Origin of the sequence: Rhizobium sp. CG4 (assembly GCF_023701965.1) — a bacterium.
Lineage (GTDB): Bacteria > Pseudomonadota > Alphaproteobacteria > Rhizobiales > Rhizobiaceae > Agrobacterium.
The window spans coordinates 229,364-251,906 of sequence record NZ_JABAEG010000001.1 but is presented as its reverse complement, the minus strand read 5'-3'; the positions used below and the strand labels follow the sequence as shown (position 1 = coordinate 251,906).

Sequence of the window (22,543 nt, the reverse complement as noted above, 5' to 3'; positions counted from 1 at the left end):
GAGAGCGCATGCAATTTTCACCGCAACAGGACGAGGCTCTTAAAGCCGTTTCGCGTTGGCTCAAGGAAGGCCGTTCGCAGGTTTTCAGGCTTTTCGGTTATGCCGGAACGGGCAAGACGACGCTTGCCAAACATTTCGCTGAGAATGTGGATGGCGACGTGTTGTTTGCGGCCTTTACCGGCAAGGCGGCACAGGTGCTGCGTTCCCGCGGCGCGTCCAATGCCCGCACCATACATTCACTGATTTATCGACCACGTGGTGAAGAAGCCATCGAAAACGAGGAAACCGGCAAGACGTCCATCGCGCCGATGTTTTCTATCAACCGGCAAAGCCCGCTTGCCAAAGCTGCGCTGATCATCATCGACGAATGCTCAATGGTGGACGAGCAACTGGGCAAGGACCTGATGAGCTTCGGCACGCCGATCCTTGTTCTGGGTGATCCCGGCCAGTTGCCGCCGGTAACCGGTGGCGGTTATTTCACCGAGCAGGAACCGGATTATCTGCTGAGCGAAATTCATCGTCAGGCCAAGGATAACCCGATCATCCAGCTGGCCATGGATGTGCGCGAGGGTCGCGAGATCATGCGCGGCGATTATGGTTCGGCGCAGGTCATATCCAAATCGGAAGTGACGCAGTCATTGGTGCTGGACGCCGATCAGGTTCTGGTTGGTACCAACCGCACCCGTCGTCGTTACAACCAGCGTCTTCGCGAGTTGAAGGGCTTTTCGGCCGATTACCCGCAATCGGGTGACAAGCTGGTATGCCTGCGCAACGACCCTGCAAAGGGCCTGCTCAACGGCTCGCTTTGGCAGGTGATGAGTTCATCGCGCGAGACGGTAAAACCCGGCATCAACCTGATGATCCGTCCTGAAGACGACGATATGGATCGTGGTGCGGCAAAGATCAAACTGCTGAAAGCGGCGTTTGAGGAAAGCGAAACCGAAATTCCCTGGACGACGCGCAAGCGTTACGACGAGTTTGATTTTGGTTATGCGCTGACTGTGCACAAGGCGCAGGGTTCGCAGTGGAACAATGTTGTGTTGTTCGACGAGAGTTTCGCATTTCGCGACAGCCGCGAGCGCTGGCTTTATACAGCCATTACCCGCGCTGCAGAAACACTGACGATCGTTCGATAGGGCGACTATTCCCGTTCTTTCAAGCGGGGATGATTCCAAGTAATACGGCCTTGGCAACCGCTTGAAAGCGGTTGTTGGCGCTAAATTTCTGGATAATGCCCAATTCGATTTTCTGCAGTTCTTCCGTGCGCAGGCCAACGGCACGCGCCAGACGAACGGAGGCATAACCTTCCGCCATCAGTTCCAGGCATTTGCGTTCGATGTCGGTCAGTATGATCGTATCTTCGGGTAATGGGCCGGTTTGAACCGTGTCTTCATCGTCATCCGGTGCCAGCAGATTGCTGATCTGTTGCATTTGCCGGCGCATGGTTGAAAGATCAGCCGTCAGTTCGCGTTTGCGGTTATTGAGCAAATCTTCGAACAGCGCTGTCGCTTCCCCTTGAGAATCCGCATCAGCCAGCTTTTCCATGAATTCCTGAATGACCGCAACGGGAATGCCCACTTCGCGGCAGGTGTTGACCAGCGCCATGACATTTACGTCGCGATGCGAATAGATGCGCATCAGGCCAGAACGGCGGGAGGACAGCAGTCCTTTTTCCTCGTAGAAATGCAACGTTCTATGGGTGACGCCAAAAAGATTAGCCATCTCTGCTATTCCAACCGGCTCTGGCGGCAAGCGTAGGGATAGTTTGAGGTCTGGCAAGAAAATATGTTCGTCATAGAGCGACGACTTAGATTTCGCACGTACTTGACCGTCGGGCGTATTTTCCTTCTGCATAAGGTCTCCCCCCTCCATGCGTGAATATCTTTACAGCATTCCTTCTTGATCAGTCGCTACATTCCATGAATGAACAGCGCGAGATTGGCCCTCTCGCGTGTCTGGTCTTTCATCGTTGATGTCTGGAGTGAAATGTTTGCCTGGCGCAATCAAAAGGTGTGCCACTCACAAGGCGAGCGTCGTTTGCGTGATTGGTCCTATGGTCGGCAACATCTCTCACAGGCGGCATTCCTTTCAGCGGATTGCGCGAATTTAGCATAATGAACCCATTTCTGATTCTGTTCCATGCCGAATACATTTTTTTCTGGTTGTTGCCCTTCTGTTACTGCATCCTTGATAAAAGAGAGTACTCACTCCTGATTTGCTTTTCCAAGGGCTGCCGTCATGCCAACCACTTTATCCGTTAATCTCAATGCCATAGCTATGCTGCGCAACAGGCGCGATCTGCCCTGGCCGGATGTCGAGCATTTTGGTCGACTGGCGCTTCAGGCCGGTGCCAGCGGTCTGACAGTACATCCGCGGCCAGACCAACGCCACATTCGGTTTTCTGATTTGCCTGTGTTACGCGCCCTGATTGATGACGAGTTCCCGCAGGCGGAGTTCAACATTGAGGGATATCCAACGGAAGAATTTCTGTTGCTTTGCGAACAGACCCAGCCAGAGCAGGTGACATTGGTGCCGGATGATCCGTCGCAGGCCACGTCGGACCATGGTTGGGATTTTCACAAACATTCAGGGCTCCTGAAAGAAACCGTCGCGCGTCTGAAAGCCAACGGCATGCGCGTGTCGCTGTTTGCCGATGGTGACGGAGACCGCTCTGCCGTGGAACTGGCTGCTGAGACCGGTGCCGCACGTATCGAACTTTACACTGGCCCGTTTGGCGGGTGTTACGACGATCCGGCAAAAGAGGCAGTACTGCTTGAGGCTTTGGGCCAGACGGCCGATCACGCCAAGGCGCTAGGGCTTGCGGTCAATGCCGGTCATGACCTGACGGTTGCCAACCTCCCGGCACTGGTCAAGCGTATTCCTTATTTGGCCGAGGTCTCCATCGGTCACGGACTGACTGCGGATGCTCTGGAATATGGCATGGTCGAGACGGTGCGGCGTTTTTGCCGCGCCTGCGGTCAGGATATTTCATAACTATCGTCAAGTTTTGGCTTTATAAATTGGGCCAGCGCATTCCCATGCGCGGGCTTTATTTATTATGACCAAGGGGCAGTTTTATGCAGGAACATCATGTCGTTGTTGTCGGAGGCGGGTTTGGCGGGCTTCAGCTTGTACATGGGCTGAAAGGCGCACCTGTTCGCATAACGCTGATTGACGGACGCAATCACCACCTGTTCCAGCCACTGCTCTACCAAGTCGCATCCACCGTTCTCGCCACATCCGAAATCGCCTGGCCTATTCGCCTGCTGTACAAGGACCGCAAAGAGGTCACCACCCTGTTGACTGAGGTGACCGGCGTCGACCGTGCCGCAAAAACCGTGCAGTTGAAGACCGGTGAAAACATTGGTTACGACACGCTGGTTCTGGCAACCGGTGCACGCCATGCCTATTTTGGCAATGACCAGTGGGAAAGCGTGGCACCGGGTCTGAAGACCCTGGAGGATGCCACGACGTTACGCCGTCGTTTGCTGCTGGCCTTTGAAAAGGCCGAGCTCAGCAATGACCCGGCGGAGCGCGAAGCGCTTTTGACCTTCGTCATTATCGGCGCTGGCCCGACCGGTGTGGAAATGGCCGGCATGATTGCCGAGTTGGCGCATAAAATTCTGCCACCGGAATTCCGCCGTGTTGATACCACCAAGGCCAAGGTCATTCTGGTGGAGGCCGGTCCACGCGTATTGCCGGTGTTTACCGAAGACCTTTCCGCCTATGCCAAGGATGCGTTGGAAAAGCTTGGCGTACAGGTTTCGCTTGGCACACCGGTTACAGCCTGCACGGATGAAGGTGTGACAATTGGAGATCGTTTTGTGGCGTGCCGCACCGTGGTCTGGGCGGCAGGTGTGCAGGCATCTCCCGCCGCGCAATGGCTTGGCATCGCCGCCGACCGGGCAGGGCGCGCCATCGTCGGGCCGGACCTGACCATTGAGGGCGATCCTGATGTGTTCGTGATTGGTGATACGGCTGCCGTAACACAGCAAAGCGGCAAGCCGGTGCCGGGTATCGCGCCAGCGGCAAAACAGCAGGGTAGTTATGTTGCGAGACTCATTGTTGCCCGTCTGACTGGCATGCCATTCACAGCACCGTTTCGTTACAGGCATCAGGGCAATCTGGCGACGATCGGTAAACGTGCCGCCGTTATCGACTTCGGCAAGTTCAGCCTCAAGGGCGGGCTTGCCTGGTGGATCTGGGGTCTTGCCCACATCTACTTCCTGATCGGCACGCGTTCGCGCCTTGCGGTGGCGTGGAGCTGGTTGTGGATCTATCTCAGTGGTCAGCACAGTGCCCGCCTGATTACCCAGAAAGAAACTCTCAAAGACGAGGCGTGACACCACGCGTCTGATACAAACGAGAAAGGGGCAGGATGCATATCGCATCCTGCCCCTTGTGATTCAGGCCATTGGTCGGCAATCAGGCTGGCAGTGTCGCCATGTCGATGACGAAGCGGTAACGAACGTCGCTCTTCAGCACCCGCTCATAGGCTTCGTTGACGTCCTTGATGTCGATCTTTTCAATTTCCGAGACAATGTTGTGCTTACCGCAGAAATCGAGCATTTCCTGGGTTTCCTTGATCGAACCGATCATCGAACCGGACAGGCTTCTTGCGCCGACGATAAGCGAGAAGGCGTGAACCGGAATGGCATGCTCAGGCGCGCCAACCACAACCATGCTGCCCTTTGGCTTCAACAGGCCGAGATAAGCGTTCCAGTCGATGGCCACACCTGCGGTGCAGATGATCAGGTCAAATGTGCCGGCCAGCTTTTCGAAGGTTGATGCGTCGCTGGTGGCATAATATTCCTTTGCACCCAGCTTCAGGCCATCTTCACGCTTGGAAAGCGTCTGCGACAGCACGGTCACGTCTGCGCCCAATGCAGCACCGAGCTTTACGCCCATGTGGCCAAGACCGCCCATGCCGACAATGGCAACCTTCTTGCCCGGACCAGCTTCCCAACGACGAAGCGGCGAGTAAAGCGTGATACCGGCGCACAGCAGTGGTGCGGAAGCGTCGAGCGGCAGGTTGTCCGGGATCGACAGGACATAACCTTCCTTGACAACGATATGGTCAGAGTAACCGCCCTGCGTTCTGGTTTGTCCATCGGCATCGTTGTCGTTATAGGTCTGGACCAGACCTGGCATGTAGTGTTCGTTGTCGAGATCGCGGGTGGCACAGCCGACGCAGCTGTCCACGAAGCAGCCAACGCCGACGTGATCGCCGACCTTGAAGCGTGTGACCTTAGAACCGACAGCCTTGACGACGCCGGCAATCTCGTGGCCTGGAACGATTGGGAAAACGGCGTTTTTCCATTCGTTGCGAACTGTGTGAATGTCGGAGTGGCAGATGCCCGCATATTTGATGTCGATGACAACGTCATCGTCATTCGGCTCGCGACGTTCAAAGGTAAAAGGAGTGAGTGGCTTCGACGCATCCGTCGCAGCATAACCTCTTGCAATAGCCATCTGAAGTTTCCTTTCAGGTTTGGGAAATCGATGGCGGATACTGCAATGAAAATGCGCTCTGCCGTTAGAGCGATCCTCCAGCCTTTTTGCACGATCCTGCAAATTGAAGGAGTGTGGCCTTTGCGAAAGGGCCGCCATAATCTAGATGTAGCCTACCGGATCCGTTCTTTCTCGATGAGACTTGACCAATGACGCTGCCTTTCAGCCCCTATCATGAAATCGCTTCGATCGCTGCGCGTTACGCGCCTGTTGACGGGGAGGTGCAGACGGCCGTTGACGGTCTGGGTATCAGCAAACGTTCGTCACCCAGTGCACCGTGCCACGGTAGCTACCGTCCTTGTCTTGCGATGGTGATTCAAGGCGCTAAAAGCCTGCAACTGGGCACAGACACAATCAATTACGCCGCGGGTGACTATCTGCTGAGTTCGCTGGACCTGCCTGTCGCATGGCGTGTGGTTGAGGCCAGCGAACAGGTTCCGCATTTCTGCATCACGCTTGCTATCAGCGGCGAAAAAGTGCTGGATCTTATGGCCCGCGCCCATATCCGGCGGCGTGCGGAGACTGCAACCGGCCAGCGTGGCATTGTCGTCAATGCGGCAACACCGGAACTTCTCGATGCAACCACAAGGTTGCTCCGTTTGCTTGATCGTCCATCCGACATTCCTGCCATGGCGCCGCTGATAGAGGAGGAAATCCTCTACCGCGTGTTGACTGGGCCAGCTGGTGAGCAGTTGATGGGCATCGTTGCCGCCGACACACATGGCAACCGCATTGCCCGTGCCATTGCCTGGCTACGCGAGAACTTTGCCCGCCAGTTACGGATTGAAGACCTTGCCGATCATGTCGGCATGAGTGTGTCGTCCTTTCATCACCACTTCAAGGCAATCACCGCAATGACACCGGTGCAGTACCAGAAACAGCTTCGCCTGCAGGAAGCACGGCGGTTGATGTTGCTGGAGCGGCTGGACGCCGGCACTGCCGGTCACCGTGTCGGTTACCAAAGCCCCTCGCAGTTCAGCCGAGAATACAGCCGTGTTTACGGCTTGTCGCCAGCCCGCGATGTCGAGGCGTCACGCGAAAGTATGGTTGCGGAATAACGAGACTGGATGCCGCAAGGTTAATACGTGGCGATTCCGGCATGTTTAGAATCTGTTGGCGCGGTTTCTTCGAGTAAATCACGACAGCAAAACCGAAATGCAAAAAGGAAGCAGGTATTGGCCTGCCTCCTTTTTTGTGCGTACAGAAACCTTGATGCAATCAGCCGATCAGGGCTGCTTTGTTGGCTTTGAAATAATCGGCCGGCGACTGCGGCTTTTCACCGGTCAGCGTTTCGTAGTCATTGGTGACGCCATCGAAGTTGCCAGCGCGAATGTTGGCATCAGCCGATACCAGCATGTCAGCGACGAAGCCGGGAAGACCTGCGCCTTCGATGCCCTGCTTCAACTGCTCGTCATTGATCTGCACGACGGCCAGCGGTTTGCCGGTAGCGGCGGTGATCAGGGCGGCAACCTCATCGGCATTCAGCGACTGCGGACCAGTGATGGTGTAGGTCTTGTTTTCTGCCTTGCCCTTGGCGAGGGCAGCGGCTGCTGCACGGGCGCAATCGTCACGCGAGATGTTGGGAACCTTGCCTGTGCCGCTGGAGGTGAACCACTGTCCGGTCTGTAGGTTGTGCGGCATGGCATGCAGGTAGTTGTCGTTATACCAGGCATTGCGGATGATGGTGTAGGGCAGGCCGCTCGCCTTCACGGCCTGTTCTGTGCCGAGATGGTCAGGTGCAAAGGTAACCAGCGATTTGTCCGGGTTTGGCATGGACGTGTAAAGCACATGTTTTACGCCTGCCTTGGCGGCCGCATTGACGGCTGATGTATGCTGCTTGAGGCGCTGGCCGGGCACGGCAAGAGCGTCGGTGGAGATGATCAGCAGCTTGTCGATGCCAGAAAAGGCTGTTGTCAGAGACGCTTCATCATCAAAATCGGCCTTGCGGGTTTCAACGCCCTTGGCCGCGAGCTCGGCGAGCTTGGACGTGTCGCGGCTGGCGGGCACGATATCGGATGCAGGCACCTTGTAAGTCTCCAGAAGATGCTGAATGACAGCCTTACCAAGCTGGCCTGCTGCTCCGGTGACGAGAATTTTGCTCATGGCGTGTTTCCTTGTTTGGTTTCGTGTGGCGCTGGTTTTGCGTGTCATGAGTAGCGGCTTGTTTTGCTGCTCTCAAAAAGAGACCAAGGCTAAAATAGGAATTGACCGTGTGCTGTAAAGAAGGCACTTTCGCGGTAGATCGTTACCAAAAGGGAACCACCATGGATGCGCCGACCTCTGGCTTCAAACCCAAAAACAGTGGCACTATAGATTATTCGGCGCTGGATTTCGACAATTGCCCGGTGCGTGATCTTCTCAGCCAGATTGGTGGCAAGTGGGCAACGCTGCTTTTGGAGGCCTTGGCCGAAAAACCCTATCGTTTCGGGCAGTTGCGACGCATGGTGCCTGATATTTCGCAGCGGATGCTGACGCAGACTTTGCGTGATCTGCAGCGCGACGGTTATGTCGAACGCGAGGTTTTTCCGACTAAACCGCCAAGCGTTGAATATCGCATGACGCCGCTCGGGCATTCGCTTTATGAACCTGTGTCGAAAGTCATCCTTTGGGCGCTGGAAAACCAGCAAGCCGTGCGGACTGCGCGTGCTGAATTCGACAAGGCTGCCTGACTGCTGCGAAGGCGAGATTGTTTGCGTCGCAGCTTTTATGCTGCGCTGCGCCAAATCGTAACGTTCCCTTAAAAAATATCTTGACCCGGAGAAGGCATTCTCTTATCCATCGCCAGAACCGTACTGTACGGTACTAATCCGTACTTCTGGAGTGAATGCCGTGACCACCGATCCAATCACAACACAGGAATTTTCGCCGCGTCAGAACGCTGTTCTGGAGCAGGCTTTGAAATTGCTTGTCGAGGGTGGGGATAAAGCGCTGACCACATCCGGTCTGGCACGCGCGGCCAACTGTTCCAAGGAAAGCCTCTATAAGTGGTTTGGCGACCGTGATGGTCTGCTGGCTGCAATGATCACCTTTCAGCAGAGCAAGGTCCGCACCATCGAGCGTACCGGCGAACGCCTCAGCGTCGAGCAGTTGAAAGAACATCTTGACGTTTTTGCCCATGATTTGCTGGACGTTCTGGCAGGCGATGTTTCGCTGGCGCTGAACCGTCTGGCGGTCGGGCAGAGCAGCCGTGACGGCTCCAAGCTTGGCACGTTGCTTCTGGAGCGCGGCCGTCGCCAGATCGACCGTCGCGCCAAGGCTCTGCTGGAGACGGGGCGTCGCTCCGGCCTGCTTCGCATCGATGACGTCGAAGAGGCTTATCGCATGTTTTACGGTCTTATCGTCTCGGATCTGCATGTTCGCATGCTGCTGGGCGAGGCACCGGAAAAGGATTTCGCACCACGGGCAAGAAAGGCCGTTACGGCATTTCTGACGCTCTATGGTGTGCAGAAATAATCACGCGGCTGCGGGGCAGGGCTGCCTTCCCGCACCGTCTCAACCTGATTAGCATAGAGAAGGAACTGATATGCGCGTTTATTACGATCGTGATGCCGATCTCAACCTCATCAAGGCGAAGAATGTCGCCATCGTCGGTTACGGCTCGCAGGGCCGCGCCCATGCGCTCAACCTCAAGGATAGCGGCCAGAAGAATATCGTTATCGCGCTGAAGGCCGGTTCGCCGACCATCAAGAAGGCAGAAGCTGACGGCTTCAAGGTCATGACCGTTGCAGAGGCTGCAAAGTGGGCAGACCTGTTGATGATGGCAACGCCGGACGAACTGCAGGCCGACATCTACAAGGCAGAAATTGCTGGCAACATCCGTGACGGCGCAGCGATTGCTTTCGCACACGGCCTCAACGTTCACTTCGGCCTCATCGAGCCAAAGGACACGCTTGACGTTGTCATGATCGCACCAAAGGGCCCAGGCCACACGGTTCGCGGCGAATACCAGAAGGGCGGCGGCGTGCCTTGCCTCGTTGCTGTTCACCAGAATGCTTCCGGCAACGCTCTTGAAGTTGCTCTGTCCTACGCTTGTGGCGTTGGTGGCGGCCGTTCCGGCATCATCGAAACCAACTTCCGCGAAGAGTGCGAAACCGACCTGTTCGGCGAGCAGGTTGTTCTGTGCGGCGGTCTGGTTGAACTGATCCGCGCTGGTTTCGAAACGCTGACCGAAGCCGGTTACGCACCTGAAATGGCTTACTTCGAGTGCTTGCACGAAGTGAAGCTCATCGTAGACCTGATCTACGAAGGTGGCATTGCCAACATGAACTACTCCATCTCCAACACTGCGGAGTGGGGCGAATACGTGACCGGTCCTCGCATCATCACTGCTGAAACAAAGGCTGAAATGAAGCGCGTCCTCAAGGACATCCAAACCGGCAAGTTCACGTCTGATTGGATGCAGGAATACAAGGCTGGTGGCGCACGCTTCAAGGGCATCCGCCGCATGAACGATGTTCACCAGATCGAAGAAGTTGGCGCAAAGCTGCGCGGCATGATGCCATGGATCGGCAAGAACAAGCTGGTCGACAAGGCTGTTAACTAAGCCATTTGCTTAGGTTGAATTGATAAAGGCCGGGGCGAAAGCTCCGGCCTTTTTCGTTGTGTGGCTTACTGTCTTGCGTCAACGTTCACCACTCTTCATTTCTGTACTTGTTACAGGAATCCAGCGTCGCGCGTCTGCGCGACGGAAGAGTCTTTTCATCCCAAAGACTTGGGATGACTGGACCCCTGTGACGAGCACAGGGGTGAGGGAGGTAGTGGCTAGTCACTGCTTCCTTTATTGTGAAACCCGGTAAAAACTGGTCTGATAAACCCCGATAAAACAGACAGGGCAGCCTTATGCGCGACGCAGATGTGTCTCTAACAAAAGAAGATTTGGATGCCATCCGCAGGCTGGAAGAGTGTCTGTGGATCGGTGGGAGCCGTTTTGACAACGCGTTGATGGACAAGGTGTTTGCTGCCGACTTTTTTGAATTCGGCCGCTCAGGCAGGACCTATGCGCGTGCGGAGATGTTTTTTGATCCGCATTCTGCTGAAGTGATTGATGCGACCATTCCGCTACCAGAATTCCATGCGCGTCATCTGTCTGCGGATGTCGTGCAGGTGACTTACGTCAGCGAAGTCAGATATGGTGAGAACATCGAGCGCGCCAACCGATCGTCAATCTGGAGCCGGGAGGGTGCCGGTTGGCAGTTGCGTTTTCATCAGGGCACGCCAATCCCGGATTGAAGGAATGAGCGGGCAGGTGGCCGCTCATCCAGTTTTTCATCTGGTGCAGCGGACCACACTCAGGCCGATGGTGGAATGACACCCTTTGTCAGGATGAAGCAGCCGTAAAAACGGGTTTCACCCGTGGTGATCACGCAATATGCATCTTTGGCTTCTTCGTAGAACTTGAAGCGCTCAATGCCATACATAGGGGCAGATTTGCCTTCGGCGGCATCAACTTCTTTCTGCACTTCGGCCTGCACAGGCTCCAACTGGTCCGGTGCGCCCATCACTTCCATGCGGCCGACGGATGGCTGCAAGGGGGTGTCCAGCGGCAGAACCGAAAGGATTGCCTTCATGGCGCGGGCAGCGGAAATGTTTTCCATGCGCAAGACCTGACCGACTACGGTGTGTTGTGCCACGCTGTCGGACGGGAAGTTGGTGTCGGAAATGACCAGCGTATCGCCATGACCCATGGCGCGCAGCGCGTGCAGTACGTCGGCATTGAGCGCCGGGTCGATATTCTTGAGCATTCTATCCTCCTCGAAAAATGCAAATCAGTTGCCGTGCAATCGACCCGTAAATTACCGTTTCGTCAATGCGTGATTGGCCATTGTTTGGCTGATGGGGGCAGGTAAGTGCACCGTTCAACTGCTGACAGTTGGGAATTGTTAAGTCTTAAAGGGAGTTGTAATGGAGTGTGCGGCTGCATTTGGGAGTGCGTCGTAGAGTCGAAAAATAGTACCAAAATTCGATAAGTCAGCATTGCTGACCTTTCGAGTTTTCTATAAAGATAAAAGCACAAAAAACGAAACAAGAGGAAACGTACCCATGCTTGATTGGGAACATATTTTCGCCACGCGCTCTTCGCGCATGAAGGCGTCGGAAATCCGTGAGCTGCTGAAACTGCTCGAGCAGCCGGATATCATCTCGTTTGCAGGCGGCATTCCCGACCCTGCATTGTTCCCAGATCAGGAATTCAAGCAGGCATATTCCGATATTTTTTCCGGTGCACAGGTAAATTCTGCCCTGCAATATTCCGTCAGCGAAGGCTACAAGCCGCTGCGCGAATGGATCGTTGCCGACATGGCGAAGATCGGCATTGAATGCTCCGTGGACAATGTTTTCATCACCTCCGGTTCGCAGCAGGCGCTCGATTATCTCGGCAAGCTGTTCCTGTCGCCGAAGGATACTGCGCTGGTGACATGGCCAACCTATCTTGGCGCTCTCTCGGCCTTCAACGCCTATGAGCCGACCTATGACCAGTTGAACCCGGGCGGCAACCGCACACCGGAAACCTACCGTGAAAACGCCACCAAGGCCGGTGGTTCGGTGAAATTTGCCTATCTGTCTGCCGACTTCTCCAACCCGACCGGTGAAACCGTCAGCCTTGCAGACCGCAAGAAGCTGCTGGAACTGGCCGATGAGTTGGATATCGCCGTTCTCGAAGACGCTGCCTATCAGAACCTGCGTTTTGACGGCGAAGGAATTGCACCGATCCTGGCACTCGATATTGAGCGCAGCGGCGGCATTGAAAATACCCGTACCATCTACAGCGGCAGCTTCTCCAAGACGCTGGCACCAGGCCTGCGCGTTGGTTTCGTTGTTGCCTCCATGCCGGTCATCCGCAAGCTGGTTCTGATGAAGCAGGCTGCTGACCTGCATTCCTCGACCATCAACCAGATGGCCATTGAACATGTTGCTTCGCGCGGTTTCGACAAGCAGGTCGCCAAGATCAAGGCAACCTACAGCGCCCGTCGTGATGCCATGTTGGCAGCCCTTGAAAAATACATGCCGAAGACCGCTCGCTGGACAAAACCGGAAGGTGGCATGTTCATCTGGGTAACACTGCCAGAAGGCATCGACGGTGCTGAATTGCTGGCCAAGTCGCTGTCGAGCGAGCGCGTTGCTTTCGTGCCGGGCAAGGCATTTTTTGCTGATGGTTCGGGCAGCAACACGCTGCGCATCAGCTTCTCCTGCGCCAACGAGCAGATGATCGACGAGGGCATCAAGCGCCTTGGTCGTCTGGTTGCCGGTGCAGAAGCGACAACCAGCGCGACGATGCCAATCATCTGATTGGTTGTTGATGGGTGAGGGTAGCGGGAACAGTATCCCGCTGCCTTTCATCTGCGGTTTCAAGCCTCATTTTGCCGGATGTCCGCGTTTGCCGGCAATTGTTTTTCTTCGTCATTGTCAGTTTCCGCGGCAGCACCTGCCTGTGCCTGCATGAATGAATGACGGACCATCTGACGCCCGTTTCCCAAGGAAATTCTTCGTGACCCAAACACATGCCTTTCATCAGGTCGATGTCTTTTCCTCACAGCCATTCAAGGGAAATCCGCTGGCGGTGGTCTGCGATGCCGATAATCTCTCGGACGCGCAAATGGCGGCCTTTGCAAACTGGACCAACCTCAGCGAAACGACGTTTCTGCTGAAACCGACAGTTGATGGTGCTGATTACCGCGTGCGGATTTTTACGCCAGTTGGTGAGTTGCCCTTTGCCGGTCATCCAACACTTGGCTCCTGCCATGTCTGGCTTGCCCATCATGGCAAAACCGGAATGGAGGACGTTGTGCAGGAGTGTGGGGCAGGGCTGGTGCGTATCCGCATCAGTGACGGCAGGCCGGCATTTGCCGCACCGCCTTTGCGCAAATCCGGGACTGTCGATGCCGCAACACTTGCGACGGTAGCAGCGGCCCTTGGCGTGGCATCCAGCGCCATTGTCGACGCAAACTGGACGGACAATGGTCCGGGCTGGCTGTCATTGCTGTTGAAAACCAGAGCGGATGTTTTGAATATTCGGCCGGATTACGCGGCACTTGGACATTTTCAAGTCGGTGTGGTCGCGCCATGCACCCATGAGGACGGTGTCGAAACCGATTTTGAGCTGCGGGCATTTTGCGACAACTGCGAAGACCCTGTCACCGGCAGTCTCAATGCCGGTGTTGCCCAGTGGCTGATGGACAAAGGTGTTGCGCCACAACGCTATGTCGCAAGTCAGGGCACGGTGCTTGGTCGTGCCGGGCGCGTCTATGTCGAGAAGCTGGATGACGACATCTGGATCGCTGGTGAGGTGACCGGCGTTATCGAAGGTAGTGTTGTCATATGAGGTATATTGACAGGCCTGAAAAATGGACTGTCACATACATGTTATAGATATGTGTTTTAGCGGGGCCACCTCATAACAGGAATGGACCCATGAAAACCCTTCTTTCCGCTTTCACTGCTCTCGTTTCGTTTGGCATGATTGTTGGCAGCGCCAACGCTGCTGATCTGGTGCTCTACACCAGCCAGCCAAATGAGGATGCGCAGGCTACCGTCGATGGCTTCAAGGCTGCCAATCCCGGCCTCGACGTCGAGTGGGTTCGCGACGGAACGCCAAAGATCATGGCAAAGCTGATGGCGGAAATCGAAGCCGGCAATCCGGTTGCCGACGTTCTGCTGATTGCCGACACGGTAACCCTGGAGCGCATGAAGCAGGCTGGCCAGTTGATGGCCTACAAGTCGCCGGAAGCCGCCAATCTCGACGCTTCGCTGTATGACGCCGATGGTTATTACTACTCCACCAAGCTGATCACCACCGGCATCATGTACAACACTGCCGCTGCGATGAAGCCAACCAGCTGGAAGGATCTCGAAAAGCCGGAAGCCAAGGGCATGGTGACTATGCCAAGCCCGCTGACCTCGGGTGCTGCTCTCATTCACGCGCAGACGCTGGCTGGCGTCGACAGCCTTGGCTGGGACTACTACAAGGCGCTCAAGGAAAATGGTGCGGTTGCCGCTGGTGGTAACGGTGGTGTGCTGAAGTCTGTGGCCTCTGGCGAAAAGGCTTATGGCGTTGTGGTTGACTACATGCCAATCCGTGAAAAGGCCAAGGGCGCACCGATTGAATTCATCTTCCCTGAAGAAGGTGTTTCGGCCGTGACCGAGCCGGTTGGCATTCTGTCCACAACAAAGCATGCTGACGCTGCCAAGAAGTTCGTTGATTACGTTCTGTCCAAGGACGGACAGGAAGGCTTCCTGAAGCTTGGTTACATTCCAGCACGCAACGACGTTGCTCTGCCAGAAGGTTTCCCGGCCCGCGACAAGATCAAGGTTCTGCCAATCAATGCTCCGGAAGCTCTCAAGAACTCCGAGAAAGACCTGAAGACCTTCTCCGACATCTTCGGTTCGAACGGCTAAATCACATTATGTCCGTTTTGAATGCATCAGAAAACAGCCAGCCGCGCTGGCTGTTTCCCTTTGTGATGTGGGTGGTTTTCGTCCTCAGCGCCCTGCCGCTGGGGCGTCTTGCCTATACCGGAATTCTATCGTCACTGAATGGTGACTTATGGCCATTGCTGACTGATCCTGCCCTGTGGCGCGCGGTGTTGAACAGTCTGGTCACCTCATTTCTTGGCATGATCATTTCCGTTGTCATTGGCGGCGGTTTCGCCTTGGCACTGACGCTATGCGACGTGCGCGGCAAGGCTGCCATGAGCTTCCTGTTCATGTTGCCAATGATGATCCCACCACAGGTAACGGCCCTGTCGTGGATTGGCATGACGGGCCCATCGAGCACGTTGTTGAAGGCCATTGGCCTCGCGCCAGCTCTGGGTTCACCACAACCGCTTTATTCGATTGGCGGCATTGCATTGCTGCTTGGCGTACAACACGCCCCACTGGTCTATCTGTCCCTCAGGGCCGGCCTGCTGGCACTGCCACAGGATGGTATCGAGGCTGCCCGCCTGTCGGGCGCCACCTCATGGCGCGTGCTGAAAGACGTTATTCTTCCTTTGTCGACACCGGGGCTGATTGCCGGTGCGGCCATCGCTTTTGTCTCTGGCGTTGGCAATTTCGGCATTCCGGCCATTCTCGGCATCCCGGCCTCGATTTTCACGCTGCCGACGCTGATCTACAGCCGCTTTGCCAGCTTCGGCACCAGCACATTTGGCGACATCGCCATGTTGTCGGGCATGATTGCCATTATTTCGGTGGCCGGTCTTGCGGTGCAGGAAAGAGCCATGAAGGGCCGCGATTACCGTATCATCGGTCTGTCGGGCAAGGTCGCGACCTTCCGGCTACACTCCTGGCGTTTGCCGCTCGAAGTGTTGTTGTGGCTTGCCATCTTCTTCATTCTGGTTGCGCCGCTGGCAGCCCTTGTCGCAAGCTCGCTTGCACCGGCCTATGGTGTGCCACTCAGCTTCAAGACAGCAACCTTGCATGCCTATGAGGAAATCCTGTTCCGGCAGGCCTCGACGCGTACTGCCTTCCTGAATTCGATGTTCCTCGCCAGTGTTACGGCAGCAGGTCTCCTATTGGTGACATTGCTGACCGCATACTTTCTGGTACGGGCAAAAAGCCGCTTCATGTTCATCCTGTCGGCGCTGGTGGATATTCCCTATGCCTTGCCGGGCATCGTTATTGCCGTGGCCTTCATCCTGCTTCTGGCCGCACCGTTGCCCTTTGTTGGCGTGACGCTTTACGGAACGATCTGGATTATTCTGCTGGCCTATTTCTCGTCGTTCTTTGCCGTCAGCCTCAAGCCAATGGTTGGTGCCTTCTCGCAATTCGATCCTGCGTTGGAAGAGGCAGCCCGGTTGGCTGGGGCGGGGTTCTGGCGCCGGTTGAAGGATATCATCCTGCCGCTGGTGGCCCCGGCGGCTGGGGCGTCGATTATTCTGGTCTTTCTGATCGCCTGTAATGAGCTGACGGTGTCTGCGCTGCTGTGGTCCGCCGGCACCCAGACGCTTGGGGTGGTTATCTACAATCTTGATGATAGCGGCAGTTTCGATCTTGCCTCTGCACTGTCCGTTCTTGTTGTGGCCATGGTGATCATTCTCATGCTGCTTCTGGAACTGCTTGGGCGCAAATTGCCGAAGGGAGTTGTACCGTGGCAAAACTGATCCTCAACCGTTTGTCCAAGGACTTCGGCACTGGCAAACCTGCGGTGGACGATGTCTCGCTGACCATTCGTGATGGCGGTTTTCTGGCGCTGCTGGGGCCTTCCGGTTGCGGCAAGACAACGGTGCTGCGCATGATTGCCGGTTTCGAGCAGCCAAGCGATGGTTCCATTCTGCTGGGCGAGCGTGTGTTGGCCGACGCCGGTAGCATGGTGCCACCAGAACGCCGCAACATGGCGATGGTGTTTCAGTCCTACGCGCTGTGGCCGCATATGACGGTGGCTGACAATGCTGGTTATCCGCTAAAGGTGCGCGGCATCTCCGGTGAGCGGTATCGCAGCAAGGTGGCTGCCGCACTGGCGGCGGTGCGACTGGAAAATTACGCCAATCGTCGCCCGTCAGAACTCTCCGGTGGCCAGCGCCAGCGTGTGGCACTGGCACGGTGCCTGGTGACCGAGCCGGATGTGGTGTTGCTGGATGAGCCCTTGGCCAATCTCGACCGGCATCTGCGTCAGGAGATGGAAGAGACCTTCCGTGAGTTCCATATCAGTTCCGGTGCCACGATGATCTACGTCACCCATGACCAGTCCGAGGCCATGGCGCTGGCAACCGATGTGGCGGTGATGTCTCAAGGCAAGCTGTTGCAGGTGGCACCACCAGCGGAGCTTTATGCCCGTCCGGAAGGGCGGTTGGTCGGTTCACTGGTCGGGCAGGGAGCGATCGTCTCACTGGCTTTGCCGGAGCAGGACAGTCGCGAACTGGACTGGGGCGTTCTGGCACCGGCTTTCGCCAGGGAAAAAGGCTCGTCTCCAACCGGTGATATCTTAGTTCGCCCGCAGGATGTGGTGCAGGACGCAGACGGTATCCGTTGCCGTGTTACGTCATCTCTTTATGAAGGGGAGCGTTATGCGCTGCGCCTGAAACTGCCAGATGGCCAGAGCCTGCGTGCTTATAGTCGCGATGCTGCAAATGTTGGTGATTTTATTCCGGTTGCCATCAGAGCCGCCTGGCGGCTGTAGCAGAAAAAAGCCTGACGGCAACAGTCTGTCAGGCTTTAGCTGACCGCCAGATTACGACCCTGACGTTTGGCGCTGTACATGTTGGCATCGGCCACCTGCAACATGCGAGATGGGTCAAAACCGGTTTCGCAATAGGCGACACCGAAGCTGGCGCTCAGCCCGATATCGTGGCCATCTGTGGTCGTGACCTTCAGGTTGGCGATGGCGACGCGGATTTTTTCCGCCGCCTCGGTAATGTCTTGCCGTTTGAGGAAGGGCAGGAACATTGCAAATTCCTCGCCACCGATACGGCCAGCAATGTCGTCATCTGCACTCATGCGCGACACCAACTGGCCTACACGGCGTAGCGCTGCATCGCCAGTGGCATGACCATAGGTATCGTTGAGTGTCTTGAAGTAATCGAGATCGAAAAACAGCAGGCCGCCGCTTTTTTGTCCCAGGCTTGCCTTTTCCAGTTCGCCCATGAAGGTGGCGCGGTTGAGAAGGCCGGTCAGCGGATCAAGACGCGATGACATCCGCAATTGCTCATAGGCAACGGCCAACTCGTCGCGCGCTTCTGCCGCTTCCTTGCGGGCCAGACGCAGTCTTGCAGTATTCCAGTAGTGAAGGGCCGACATGGGGATTGCGCTTGCAAGCGGGCAGATGATCGTCATGATCAGTCCAGCGCCCGCAAGCTTGCCTCCCATCATGGGAACGAATGTCACAGATATCAGCAGGGTCACGCCTAATGCGAATATTCCCGTGGCCAGAGCCTTGAGTGTGATAATCCGAAAATCAATCATTGATCTTTTGGTTCCATTCGATCCGGGACTAACCATGCCGCAGTTTTAAATTGTCTGAACGGAACCGTTAAATTGCGACGTTTTCGTATTTAATTGGTGCATTATCCACTAGCATGGTTTTTGACCCCTCTTCTGACGGCTCAAATCCTCATCGCCAATGGAATGCATGTTCTCTTGCCCGCCGAACAGCTAAGGTTCTAAGTTGCTGTTGTTGCATAAACGGGAATGATTCATGTCGCTCAGGCTTGCCACTTTCAACATCGAAAACCTGCTCACCCGCTTTGATTTTACAGGCTTTCGCAACCAGACCCGCCGCGACAGGGCGATGCAGCTTTTCGAAATCCGTGACGAGGCGACCTATCAGGCCTTGGAAAGCGCGCGTCTGGTATCTTCCACCGACGATACCCGCCAGCTTTCGGCGCTGGCGATAGCTGATGCGGATGCTGACATCCTCTGCCTGCAGGAAGTGGACAACATGGCGGCCTTGCAGGCCTTCGAATATGGCTATCTGTTTCGTATGGTCGGTAACGGCTATCGCCAGAAATATCTGGTGGAGGGCAATGACAGCCGCGGCATCGATGTCGCCGTCATCATGCGCGAAGAAACCCGCGACGGGCAACGCATCGAACTGGTGGATATCAAAAGCCATGCGGCACTGACGTACCGCGACCTGCATCTCTTTAACGCCGATATCGCTGTCACCAACCAGCCAGATGACAAGATCTTCAAACGCGACTGCCTGGAACTCGACCTGCGTATCGGCGGCAAACCCTTCACGCTTTACGTAGTGCATCTGAAATCGATGACCAATTCTCGCGAATCGACGGATGCGCGACTTGGCACCATGGCCATCCGGCAGGCCGAGTTGAAAGCCGTGCGCCATATTATTGAAAGCCGCTTTGGCGCAGGCAAGGCGCGCGACATGAATTTCGCCATTTGTGGCGACATGAACGACTATCAGGAAAAGGTGCTGATCGACGGTGACCGGCGCAAGGGCTACACCTTTACGCCCGTCAACGAGGATGAAAGCGCATTGAATGTGCTGAGTGCCGATGGTTTTGCCATCAATCCGATGCTGCGCCGTGATGTGATGGACCGGTGGACGCTGTATCATTCGCGCGGACCACAGGAACAGCATCTGTGCCAGCTTGATTACATCTGGCTATCACCGCGCCTTGCCAGCCTCAACCCAAACCAGGTGCCGGACATTATTCGCAATGGCCAGCCGTATCGCACCATTTTTCCGCCAGGGCAGGCGGTGGACCGTTATCCGCGCACTGGCTGGGACAGGCCCAAGGCTTCTGACCACTGCCCTGTCGTGATGACCCTGGATCTGGAGTGATGAACCAGCGCGGCGTGCGGGTTGGTAATCGAGATTATTTGCGGACGAGCGTGGCTGAGGCGGTGCCGTTGCCGCTGTAATTGGCTTGCGCGGAGTTTTTGCCGTTCAGAATCATGGTGATGGAGTAACCGGAGCCAAAGCTCAGCTTGTTACCGGAAATCTTCGTGCCGCCGATGCGCTGCGGATTGCCCTGGAAATAATAGGCGACAACCTTGTTATTCTTGATGCGCACCGTGCCGGATGATTTTCCACCCCATTTGCCAGACCATGTGCCGTCAAATGTGGTTTCAGCCGCCGAAACCGGCAGCGCAACAAGTGCAGAGATAAATGCGGTAACAAGAATACGGCGAGATATCATTGAGTGCCTCATTGTGTTGGAAGGGCGAAACCAGCGTTGATGTGCGTGCTGGTAATCCCGACCTAACAGTCGCCGTAGCGGGTAGCGTCACCCAAATGAGGGAGCGGCATAGGTATTTTTAGCAGTCGTGAATTTGGGAGTTTCGCAAAATCAAGGAATTGAACAGCGTCGCCCGCGCACTCGAGGCGCGACGCAATTCTTTGAATTTTAAGAGAAAAACTGGTGCCCCCGACAAGGTTCGAACTCGTGACCCCCTGATTACAAATCAGGTGCTCTACCAACTGAGCTACAAGGGCAATCCAGTGCGTGTGGAATTACCAGATTCTTTTTCTGTGTAAAGCGAAAATTGAAAATAAGCATGCCGAACATGCATTTTTTTGTTCGCAAACCAGAAATGGGGGATTTGTCAGGGTAAAATCTCACTCCTCGTGCAGATAATAAAGCTTGTGGACGATCAACCACTTACCGTCGATTTGTAGCAGTGAGAGATAATTGGTGAAGTTCGCACCTGCAAAACTATCGCGCAGTTTGACGGACGCGGTCTCGCCAGCGGTATCAATGCCCAGAATCTCATAATCCGGCTCTTGGTCCGGTGACGGAGAATCAACTGATTTGATTTGGTCGATGAAATCACTGAGCGACAGCCACTCTATGCCGCCCTGATAATTGCCGACAATAGCGGCTCGCGGATCGAAAATTTCCCGTAACCTGTCCTCATCGGCAAAGGTCATCGCGTTTACGTAATCAACGACAGTCTCAGAAATGGAACCGGGCATCGTTTTGGCCTCGCGTTTATGTTTCTTCCATTCGTATGTCTTGGTCAGTCAACTTGAGTTGGAATGCACCATACACCTGAAAGGATGGTTTCGCCATAACCCGCTGATTTCTGGGCTTTTCACGAGCTGCGTATCTATCACGGTTCGGTTTCCACAGTTTTGTCGGCATTGTTGGCAAGATGGACATGCGCCTGACAAAATTGCGGTTAAAGCGTGTTTTCCGCTTTGAAATGTCATGGCTGATGGTGGGCTTATCACCACGGGCATGGCAGGTTTGTCGTGAAAACTGACATCAAGGACTGCCGTCGGGCGTGAAAATTGCGTATGGTCTGCTTCATGCGGGTGGATCGTCGCCCTTGGTGTGAATGCGTAAAACAGGTGCTGTGTTGATCGATCCCTATGTTTTGCTTGGTGTGGCGCGTGATGCGGATGAGGCAGCGATCAAGGCTGCCTATCGCAAGCTGGCAAAAAACGCGCATCCGGATAGTGGCGGCGATACCGAGCAATTCTCCAGCCTGCAAAAAGCCTATGATCTTTTGAAGGACCCGGTGCGCCGAAAGGTGTTCGATGACACCGGTTATGATCCCCAGCTGGCAGACCCGAAGGATCTCAAAGGTTTGCTGATGCTGGAAACACTGGTCAACGAGTTCATTCTGGATGAGCGCGAGCCGGGCAGTTTCGATCCTGTTGCGGCCATGCGCCGCAAGTTGACGGACGATATTCTCAAAAGCCGTTTCCACATTCTCGAGCTTGAGCGTCATCGCACCCGCGTGCGCAAACATATGGACCGGCTGGGCAAAAAGCCGGAAACCGATGTGCTCGGCTCGATGCTGCGTTCTCGCAGCCAATCCATCGCCGAGGCCATTCGTAATGCCGAAGCGCAGATCGAGGCCATTGAGCAGGCCTATACCATGCTGGAAGGCTATTCCTACGAGATCGAGATGATGGAACGCGTCGTGACGCTGAAGGCAGAGGCGGCGGAATAAACCGCCTGCCGATTGTCTGTCATTGGATTACGGTCCATTGACCAGCGCCAGAATGAGTTGGTGCACCCGGCCACCGGGTGACATTTCCTCCCGGTCGAAATCACTGCTGCGACGACGCTGTTCGTTGGACAGTTCACCGAGCCGCTTTTGCAGCACTTCCCGAACCTTCTGGCATTTGGGGTCGTTTTCGGCTCTCAGGCCTACACTGTAAGCCTCGATTTTCTGGACCATGTCGAGAATGTGTTCGCCATGAACGCGTTCATGCGTCTCGACGCCGCGGATAAAGGTTTGCCAGCTGTCTGCCATTGCCCCAGACAGTTTTGTAGCGGGTTTGGGCCAGCTGTAGATGATGGTGAGATTGGGCCGGGCGGAGGCCAGCACACAGGCACCATCCGGCAGTGGCCGGTAATCCCGGCGCCAGGTCAGTTTGAAGGTGGTATAGGCGATGGCCTGGCCGGAGCCTGCCTCGGGTCCGCGAGCGCCGATCGACTGGTACAGCTCCATGCCGGTTGAACCGCGCACCGTATAGGGTTTGATCTGTTCTGCCGGGCGCCAGTTGTTGGCATGAGCGGCAGCGGGCAAAGCCAGCAATGCCAGAAGGGCAGGGATGGCGGTTTTTTTCATGTCGCGGATCTTGATCACTCGGGGTTCCATATCAGCAACCCACGCACCGACCGCA

General features: G+C 55.6%; 23 protein-coding genes and 1 tRNA gene. 15 read left to right on the top strand and 9 right to left on the bottom strand.

What is annotated here, in order from left to right; genetic code table 11:
- Positions 1 to 8 precede the first annotated feature (8 nt).
- Entirely contained in the window at positions 9 to 1,136 is a 1,128-nt protein-coding gene (locus HGO37_RS01325; protein ID WP_192488579.1) for an ATP-dependent DNA helicase, read from the top strand.
- A 19-nt stretch (positions 1,137 to 1,155) separates the two neighbouring features.
- On the opposite strand, the gene HGO37_RS01320 is transcribed toward HGO37_RS01325, so the two are convergent.
- A complete protein-coding gene (locus HGO37_RS01320; protein WP_250981819.1) occupies positions 1,156 to 1,854 on the bottom strand; it encodes a MerR family transcriptional regulator in 699 nt (232 codons plus the stop codon).
- Positions 1,855 to 2,238: 384 nt separating this feature from the next.
- Between HGO37_RS01320 and HGO37_RS01315 the strand changes: the two genes are divergently transcribed.
- Positions 2,239 to 2,994, top strand: a complete 756-nt coding sequence (locus HGO37_RS01315) for a pyridoxine 5'-phosphate synthase (RefSeq protein WP_250981818.1) — start codon at positions 2,239 to 2,241, stop codon at positions 2,992 to 2,994.
- Positions 2,995 to 3,077: 83 nt separating this feature from the next.
- On the top strand, positions 3,078 to 4,343 hold the full coding sequence (locus HGO37_RS01310) for an NAD(P)/FAD-dependent oxidoreductase (protein ID WP_250981817.1): 1,266 nt from the start codon (positions 3,078 to 3,080) through the stop codon (positions 4,341 to 4,343).
- Between the two features lie 82 nt (positions 4,344 to 4,425).
- Here HGO37_RS01310 and HGO37_RS01305 read toward each other — a convergent pair whose 3' ends face one another.
- Positions 4,426 to 5,472, bottom strand: coding sequence for an NAD(P)-dependent alcohol dehydrogenase (locus HGO37_RS01305; protein ID WP_250981816.1), 1,047 nt, complete (start codon positions 5,470 to 5,472; stop codon positions 4,426 to 4,428).
- Positions 5,473 to 5,660: 188 nt separating this feature from the next.
- Between HGO37_RS01305 and HGO37_RS01300 the strand changes: the two genes are divergently transcribed.
- On the top strand, positions 5,661 to 6,569 hold the full coding sequence (locus tag HGO37_RS01300; RefSeq protein ID WP_250981815.1) for an AraC family transcriptional regulator: 909 nt from the start codon (positions 5,661 to 5,663) through the stop codon (positions 6,567 to 6,569).
- 160 nt (positions 6,570 to 6,729) lie between these two features.
- Here HGO37_RS01300 and HGO37_RS01295 read toward each other — a convergent pair whose 3' ends face one another.
- Positions 6,730 to 7,614: an SDR family oxidoreductase gene (locus HGO37_RS01295; protein WP_250981814.1), complete on the bottom strand. Its 885-nt coding sequence runs from the start codon at positions 7,612 to 7,614 to the stop codon at positions 6,730 to 6,732.
- Between the two features lie 161 nt (positions 7,615 to 7,775).
- Between HGO37_RS01295 and HGO37_RS01290 the strand changes: the two genes are divergently transcribed.
- The 4 genes from HGO37_RS01290 to HGO37_RS01275 all read left to right on the top strand — a co-directional run bounded on the left by HGO37_RS01290 (position 7,776) and on the right by HGO37_RS01275 (position 10,740).
- Positions 7,776 to 8,180, top strand: a complete 405-nt coding sequence (locus HGO37_RS01290) for a winged helix-turn-helix transcriptional regulator (protein ID WP_250981813.1) — start codon at positions 7,776 to 7,778, stop codon at positions 8,178 to 8,180.
- Between the two features lie 160 nt (positions 8,181 to 8,340).
- The gene (locus HGO37_RS01285) at positions 8,341 to 8,964 is read left to right on the top strand and encodes a TetR/AcrR family transcriptional regulator (RefSeq protein ID WP_192488587.1); all 624 of its coding nucleotides are present in this window, start codon (positions 8,341 to 8,343) and stop codon (positions 8,962 to 8,964) included.
- 70 nt (positions 8,965 to 9,034) lie between these two features.
- Positions 9,035 to 10,054 (top strand): ketol-acid reductoisomerase, encoded by a 1,020-nt coding sequence (ilvC, locus tag HGO37_RS01280; protein ID WP_250981812.1) that lies wholly within the window; start codon positions 9,035 to 9,037, stop codon positions 10,052 to 10,054.
- Between the two features lie 296 nt (positions 10,055 to 10,350).
- The gene (locus HGO37_RS01275; RefSeq protein WP_250981811.1) at positions 10,351 to 10,740 is read left to right on the top strand and encodes a nuclear transport factor 2 family protein; all 390 of its coding nucleotides are present in this window, start codon (positions 10,351 to 10,353) and stop codon (positions 10,738 to 10,740) included.
- Between the two features lie 59 nt (positions 10,741 to 10,799).
- Here the strand turns inward: HGO37_RS01275 and HGO37_RS01270 are convergent, their stop codons facing one another.
- Positions 10,800 to 11,252 carry an RbsD/FucU family protein gene (locus tag HGO37_RS01270; RefSeq protein WP_250981810.1) on the bottom strand — a complete coding sequence of 151 codons (453 nt, stop codon included), beginning with the start codon at positions 11,250 to 11,252 and terminating at the stop codon, positions 10,800 to 10,802.
- A gap of 298 nt (positions 11,253 to 11,550) precedes the next feature.
- Here HGO37_RS01270 and HGO37_RS01265 point away from each other — a divergent pair, with 298 nt between their 5' ends.
- The 5 genes from HGO37_RS01265 (at position 11,551) to HGO37_RS01245 (ending at position 17,620) form a co-directional block, all read left to right on the top strand.
- Positions 11,551 to 12,795 carry an aminotransferase-like domain-containing protein gene (locus tag HGO37_RS01265; protein ID WP_192488591.1) on the top strand — a complete coding sequence of 415 codons (1,245 nt, stop codon included), beginning with the start codon at positions 11,551 to 11,553 and terminating at the stop codon, positions 12,793 to 12,795.
- Between the two features lie 199 nt (positions 12,796 to 12,994).
- Positions 12,995 to 13,828 carry a PhzF family phenazine biosynthesis protein gene (locus tag HGO37_RS01260; RefSeq protein WP_250981809.1) on the top strand — a complete coding sequence of 278 codons (834 nt, stop codon included), beginning with the start codon at positions 12,995 to 12,997 and terminating at the stop codon, positions 13,826 to 13,828.
- 89 nt (positions 13,829 to 13,917) lie between these two features.
- Entirely contained in the window at positions 13,918 to 14,901 is a 984-nt protein-coding gene (locus HGO37_RS01255) for an ABC transporter substrate-binding protein (protein ID WP_250981808.1), read from the top strand.
- A gap of 8 nt (positions 14,902 to 14,909) precedes the next feature.
- Positions 14,910 to 16,604, top strand: a complete 1,695-nt coding sequence (locus tag HGO37_RS01250) for an ABC transporter permease (protein ID WP_250981807.1) — start codon at positions 14,910 to 14,912, stop codon at positions 16,602 to 16,604.
- Entirely contained in the window at positions 16,592 to 17,620 is a 1,029-nt protein-coding gene (locus tag HGO37_RS01245) for an ABC transporter ATP-binding protein (RefSeq protein ID WP_250981806.1), read from the top strand. Before HGO37_RS01250 ends, HGO37_RS01245 begins: the two co-directional genes overlap by 13 nt.
- 35 nt (positions 17,621 to 17,655) lie before the next feature.
- On the opposite strand, the gene HGO37_RS01240 is transcribed toward HGO37_RS01245, so the two are convergent.
- Complete coding sequence (locus HGO37_RS01240; RefSeq protein ID WP_250981805.1) at positions 17,656 to 18,402, bottom strand: GGDEF domain-containing protein; 747 nt, start codon at positions 18,400 to 18,402, stop codon at positions 17,656 to 17,658.
- A gap of 232 nt (positions 18,403 to 18,634) precedes the next feature.
- Here HGO37_RS01240 and HGO37_RS01235 point away from each other — a divergent pair, with 232 nt between their 5' ends.
- Complete coding sequence (locus HGO37_RS01235; RefSeq protein WP_250981804.1) at positions 18,635 to 19,744, top strand: endonuclease/exonuclease/phosphatase family protein; 1,110 nt, start codon at positions 18,635 to 18,637, stop codon at positions 19,742 to 19,744.
- A gap of 34 nt (positions 19,745 to 19,778) precedes the next feature.
- Here the strand turns inward: HGO37_RS01235 and HGO37_RS01230 are convergent, their stop codons facing one another.
- The 3 genes from HGO37_RS01230 to HGO37_RS01220 form a co-directional block, all read right to left on the bottom strand.
- Positions 19,779 to 20,102: a hypothetical protein gene (locus tag HGO37_RS01230; RefSeq protein WP_250981803.1), complete on the bottom strand. Its 324-nt coding sequence runs from the start codon at positions 20,100 to 20,102 to the stop codon at positions 19,779 to 19,781.
- Positions 20,103 to 20,322: 220 nt separating this feature from the next.
- Positions 20,323 to 20,398: transfer RNA gene (locus HGO37_RS01225), tRNA-Thr, on the bottom strand.
- Positions 20,399 to 20,521: 123 nt separating this feature from the next.
- On the bottom strand, positions 20,522 to 20,878 hold the full coding sequence (locus HGO37_RS01220) for a nuclear transport factor 2 family protein (protein WP_250981802.1): 357 nt from the start codon (positions 20,876 to 20,878) through the stop codon (positions 20,522 to 20,524).
- Between the two features lie 365 nt (positions 20,879 to 21,243).
- Here HGO37_RS01220 and HGO37_RS01215 point away from each other — a divergent pair, with 365 nt between their 5' ends.
- Entirely contained in the window at positions 21,244 to 21,864 is a 621-nt protein-coding gene (locus tag HGO37_RS01215) for a J domain-containing protein (RefSeq protein ID WP_192488599.1), read from the top strand.
- Positions 21,865 to 21,891: 27 nt separating this feature from the next.
- Here the strand turns inward: HGO37_RS01215 and HGO37_RS01210 are convergent, their stop codons facing one another.
- Positions 21,892 to 22,488 (bottom strand): DUF922 domain-containing Zn-dependent protease, encoded by a 597-nt coding sequence (locus HGO37_RS01210; RefSeq protein WP_250982379.1) that lies wholly within the window; start codon positions 22,486 to 22,488, stop codon positions 21,892 to 21,894.
- Positions 22,489 to 22,543: the final 55 nt, after the last annotated feature.

Bases quoted from the DNA above. Each gene is read 5' to 3' on its own strand.
- HGO37_RS01215 (WP_192488599.1), top strand. From the start codon at position 21,244: ATGCGTAAAACAGGTGCTGTGTTGATCGATCCCTATGTTTTGCTTGGT.
- ilvC (WP_250981812.1), top strand. From the start codon at position 9,035: ATGCGCGTTTATTACGATCGTGATGCCGATCTCAACCTCATCAAGGCG.
- HGO37_RS01325 (WP_192488579.1), top strand. From the start codon at position 9: ATGCAATTTTCACCGCAACAGGACGAGGCTCTTAAAGCCGTTTCGCGT.
- HGO37_RS01235 (WP_250981804.1), top strand. From the start codon at position 18,635: ATGTCGCTCAGGCTTGCCACTTTCAACATCGAAAACCTGCTCACCCGC.
- HGO37_RS01255 (WP_250981808.1), top strand. From the start codon at position 13,918: ATGAAAACCCTTCTTTCCGCTTTCACTGCTCTCGTTTCGTTTGGCATG.
- HGO37_RS01300 (WP_250981815.1), top strand. From the start codon at position 5,661: ATGACGCTGCCTTTCAGCCCCTATCATGAAATCGCTTCGATCGCTGCG.
- HGO37_RS01320 (WP_250981819.1), bottom strand. From the start codon at position 1,854: ATGCAGAAGGAAAATACGCCCGACGGTCAAGTACGTGCGAAATCTAAG.
- HGO37_RS01310 (WP_250981817.1), top strand. From the start codon at position 3,078: ATGCAGGAACATCATGTCGTTGTTGTCGGAGGCGGGTTTGGCGGGCTT.
- HGO37_RS01305 (WP_250981816.1), bottom strand. From the start codon at position 5,472: ATGGCTATTGCAAGAGGTTATGCTGCGACGGATGCGTCGAAGCCACTC.
- HGO37_RS01250 (WP_250981807.1), top strand. From the start codon at position 14,910: ATGTCCGTTTTGAATGCATCAGAAAACAGCCAGCCGCGCTGGCTGTTT.
- HGO37_RS01270 (WP_250981810.1), bottom strand. From the start codon at position 11,252: ATGCTCAAGAATATCGACCCGGCGCTCAATGCCGACGTACTGCACGCG.
- HGO37_RS01220 (WP_250981802.1), bottom strand. From the start codon at position 20,878: ATGCCCGGTTCCATTTCTGAGACTGTCGTTGATTACGTAAACGCGATG.
- HGO37_RS01240 (WP_250981805.1), bottom strand. From the start codon at position 18,402: ATGATTGATTTTCGGATTATCACACTCAAGGCTCTGGCCACGGGAATA.
- HGO37_RS01230 (WP_250981803.1), bottom strand. From the start codon at position 20,102: ATGATATCTCGCCGTATTCTTGTTACCGCATTTATCTCTGCACTTGTT.
- HGO37_RS01265 (WP_192488591.1), top strand. From the start codon at position 11,551: ATGCTTGATTGGGAACATATTTTCGCCACGCGCTCTTCGCGCATGAAG.
- HGO37_RS01210 (WP_250982379.1), bottom strand. From the start codon at position 22,488: ATGAAAAAAACCGCCATCCCTGCCCTTCTGGCATTGCTGGCTTTGCCC.
- HGO37_RS01315 (WP_250981818.1), top strand. From the start codon at position 2,239: ATGCCAACCACTTTATCCGTTAATCTCAATGCCATAGCTATGCTGCGC.
- HGO37_RS01295 (WP_250981814.1), bottom strand. From the start codon at position 7,614: ATGAGCAAAATTCTCGTCACCGGAGCAGCAGGCCAGCTTGGTAAGGCT.
- HGO37_RS01290 (WP_250981813.1), top strand. From the start codon at position 7,776: ATGGATGCGCCGACCTCTGGCTTCAAACCCAAAAACAGTGGCACTATA.
- HGO37_RS01275 (WP_250981811.1), top strand. From the start codon at position 10,351: ATGCGCGACGCAGATGTGTCTCTAACAAAAGAAGATTTGGATGCCATC.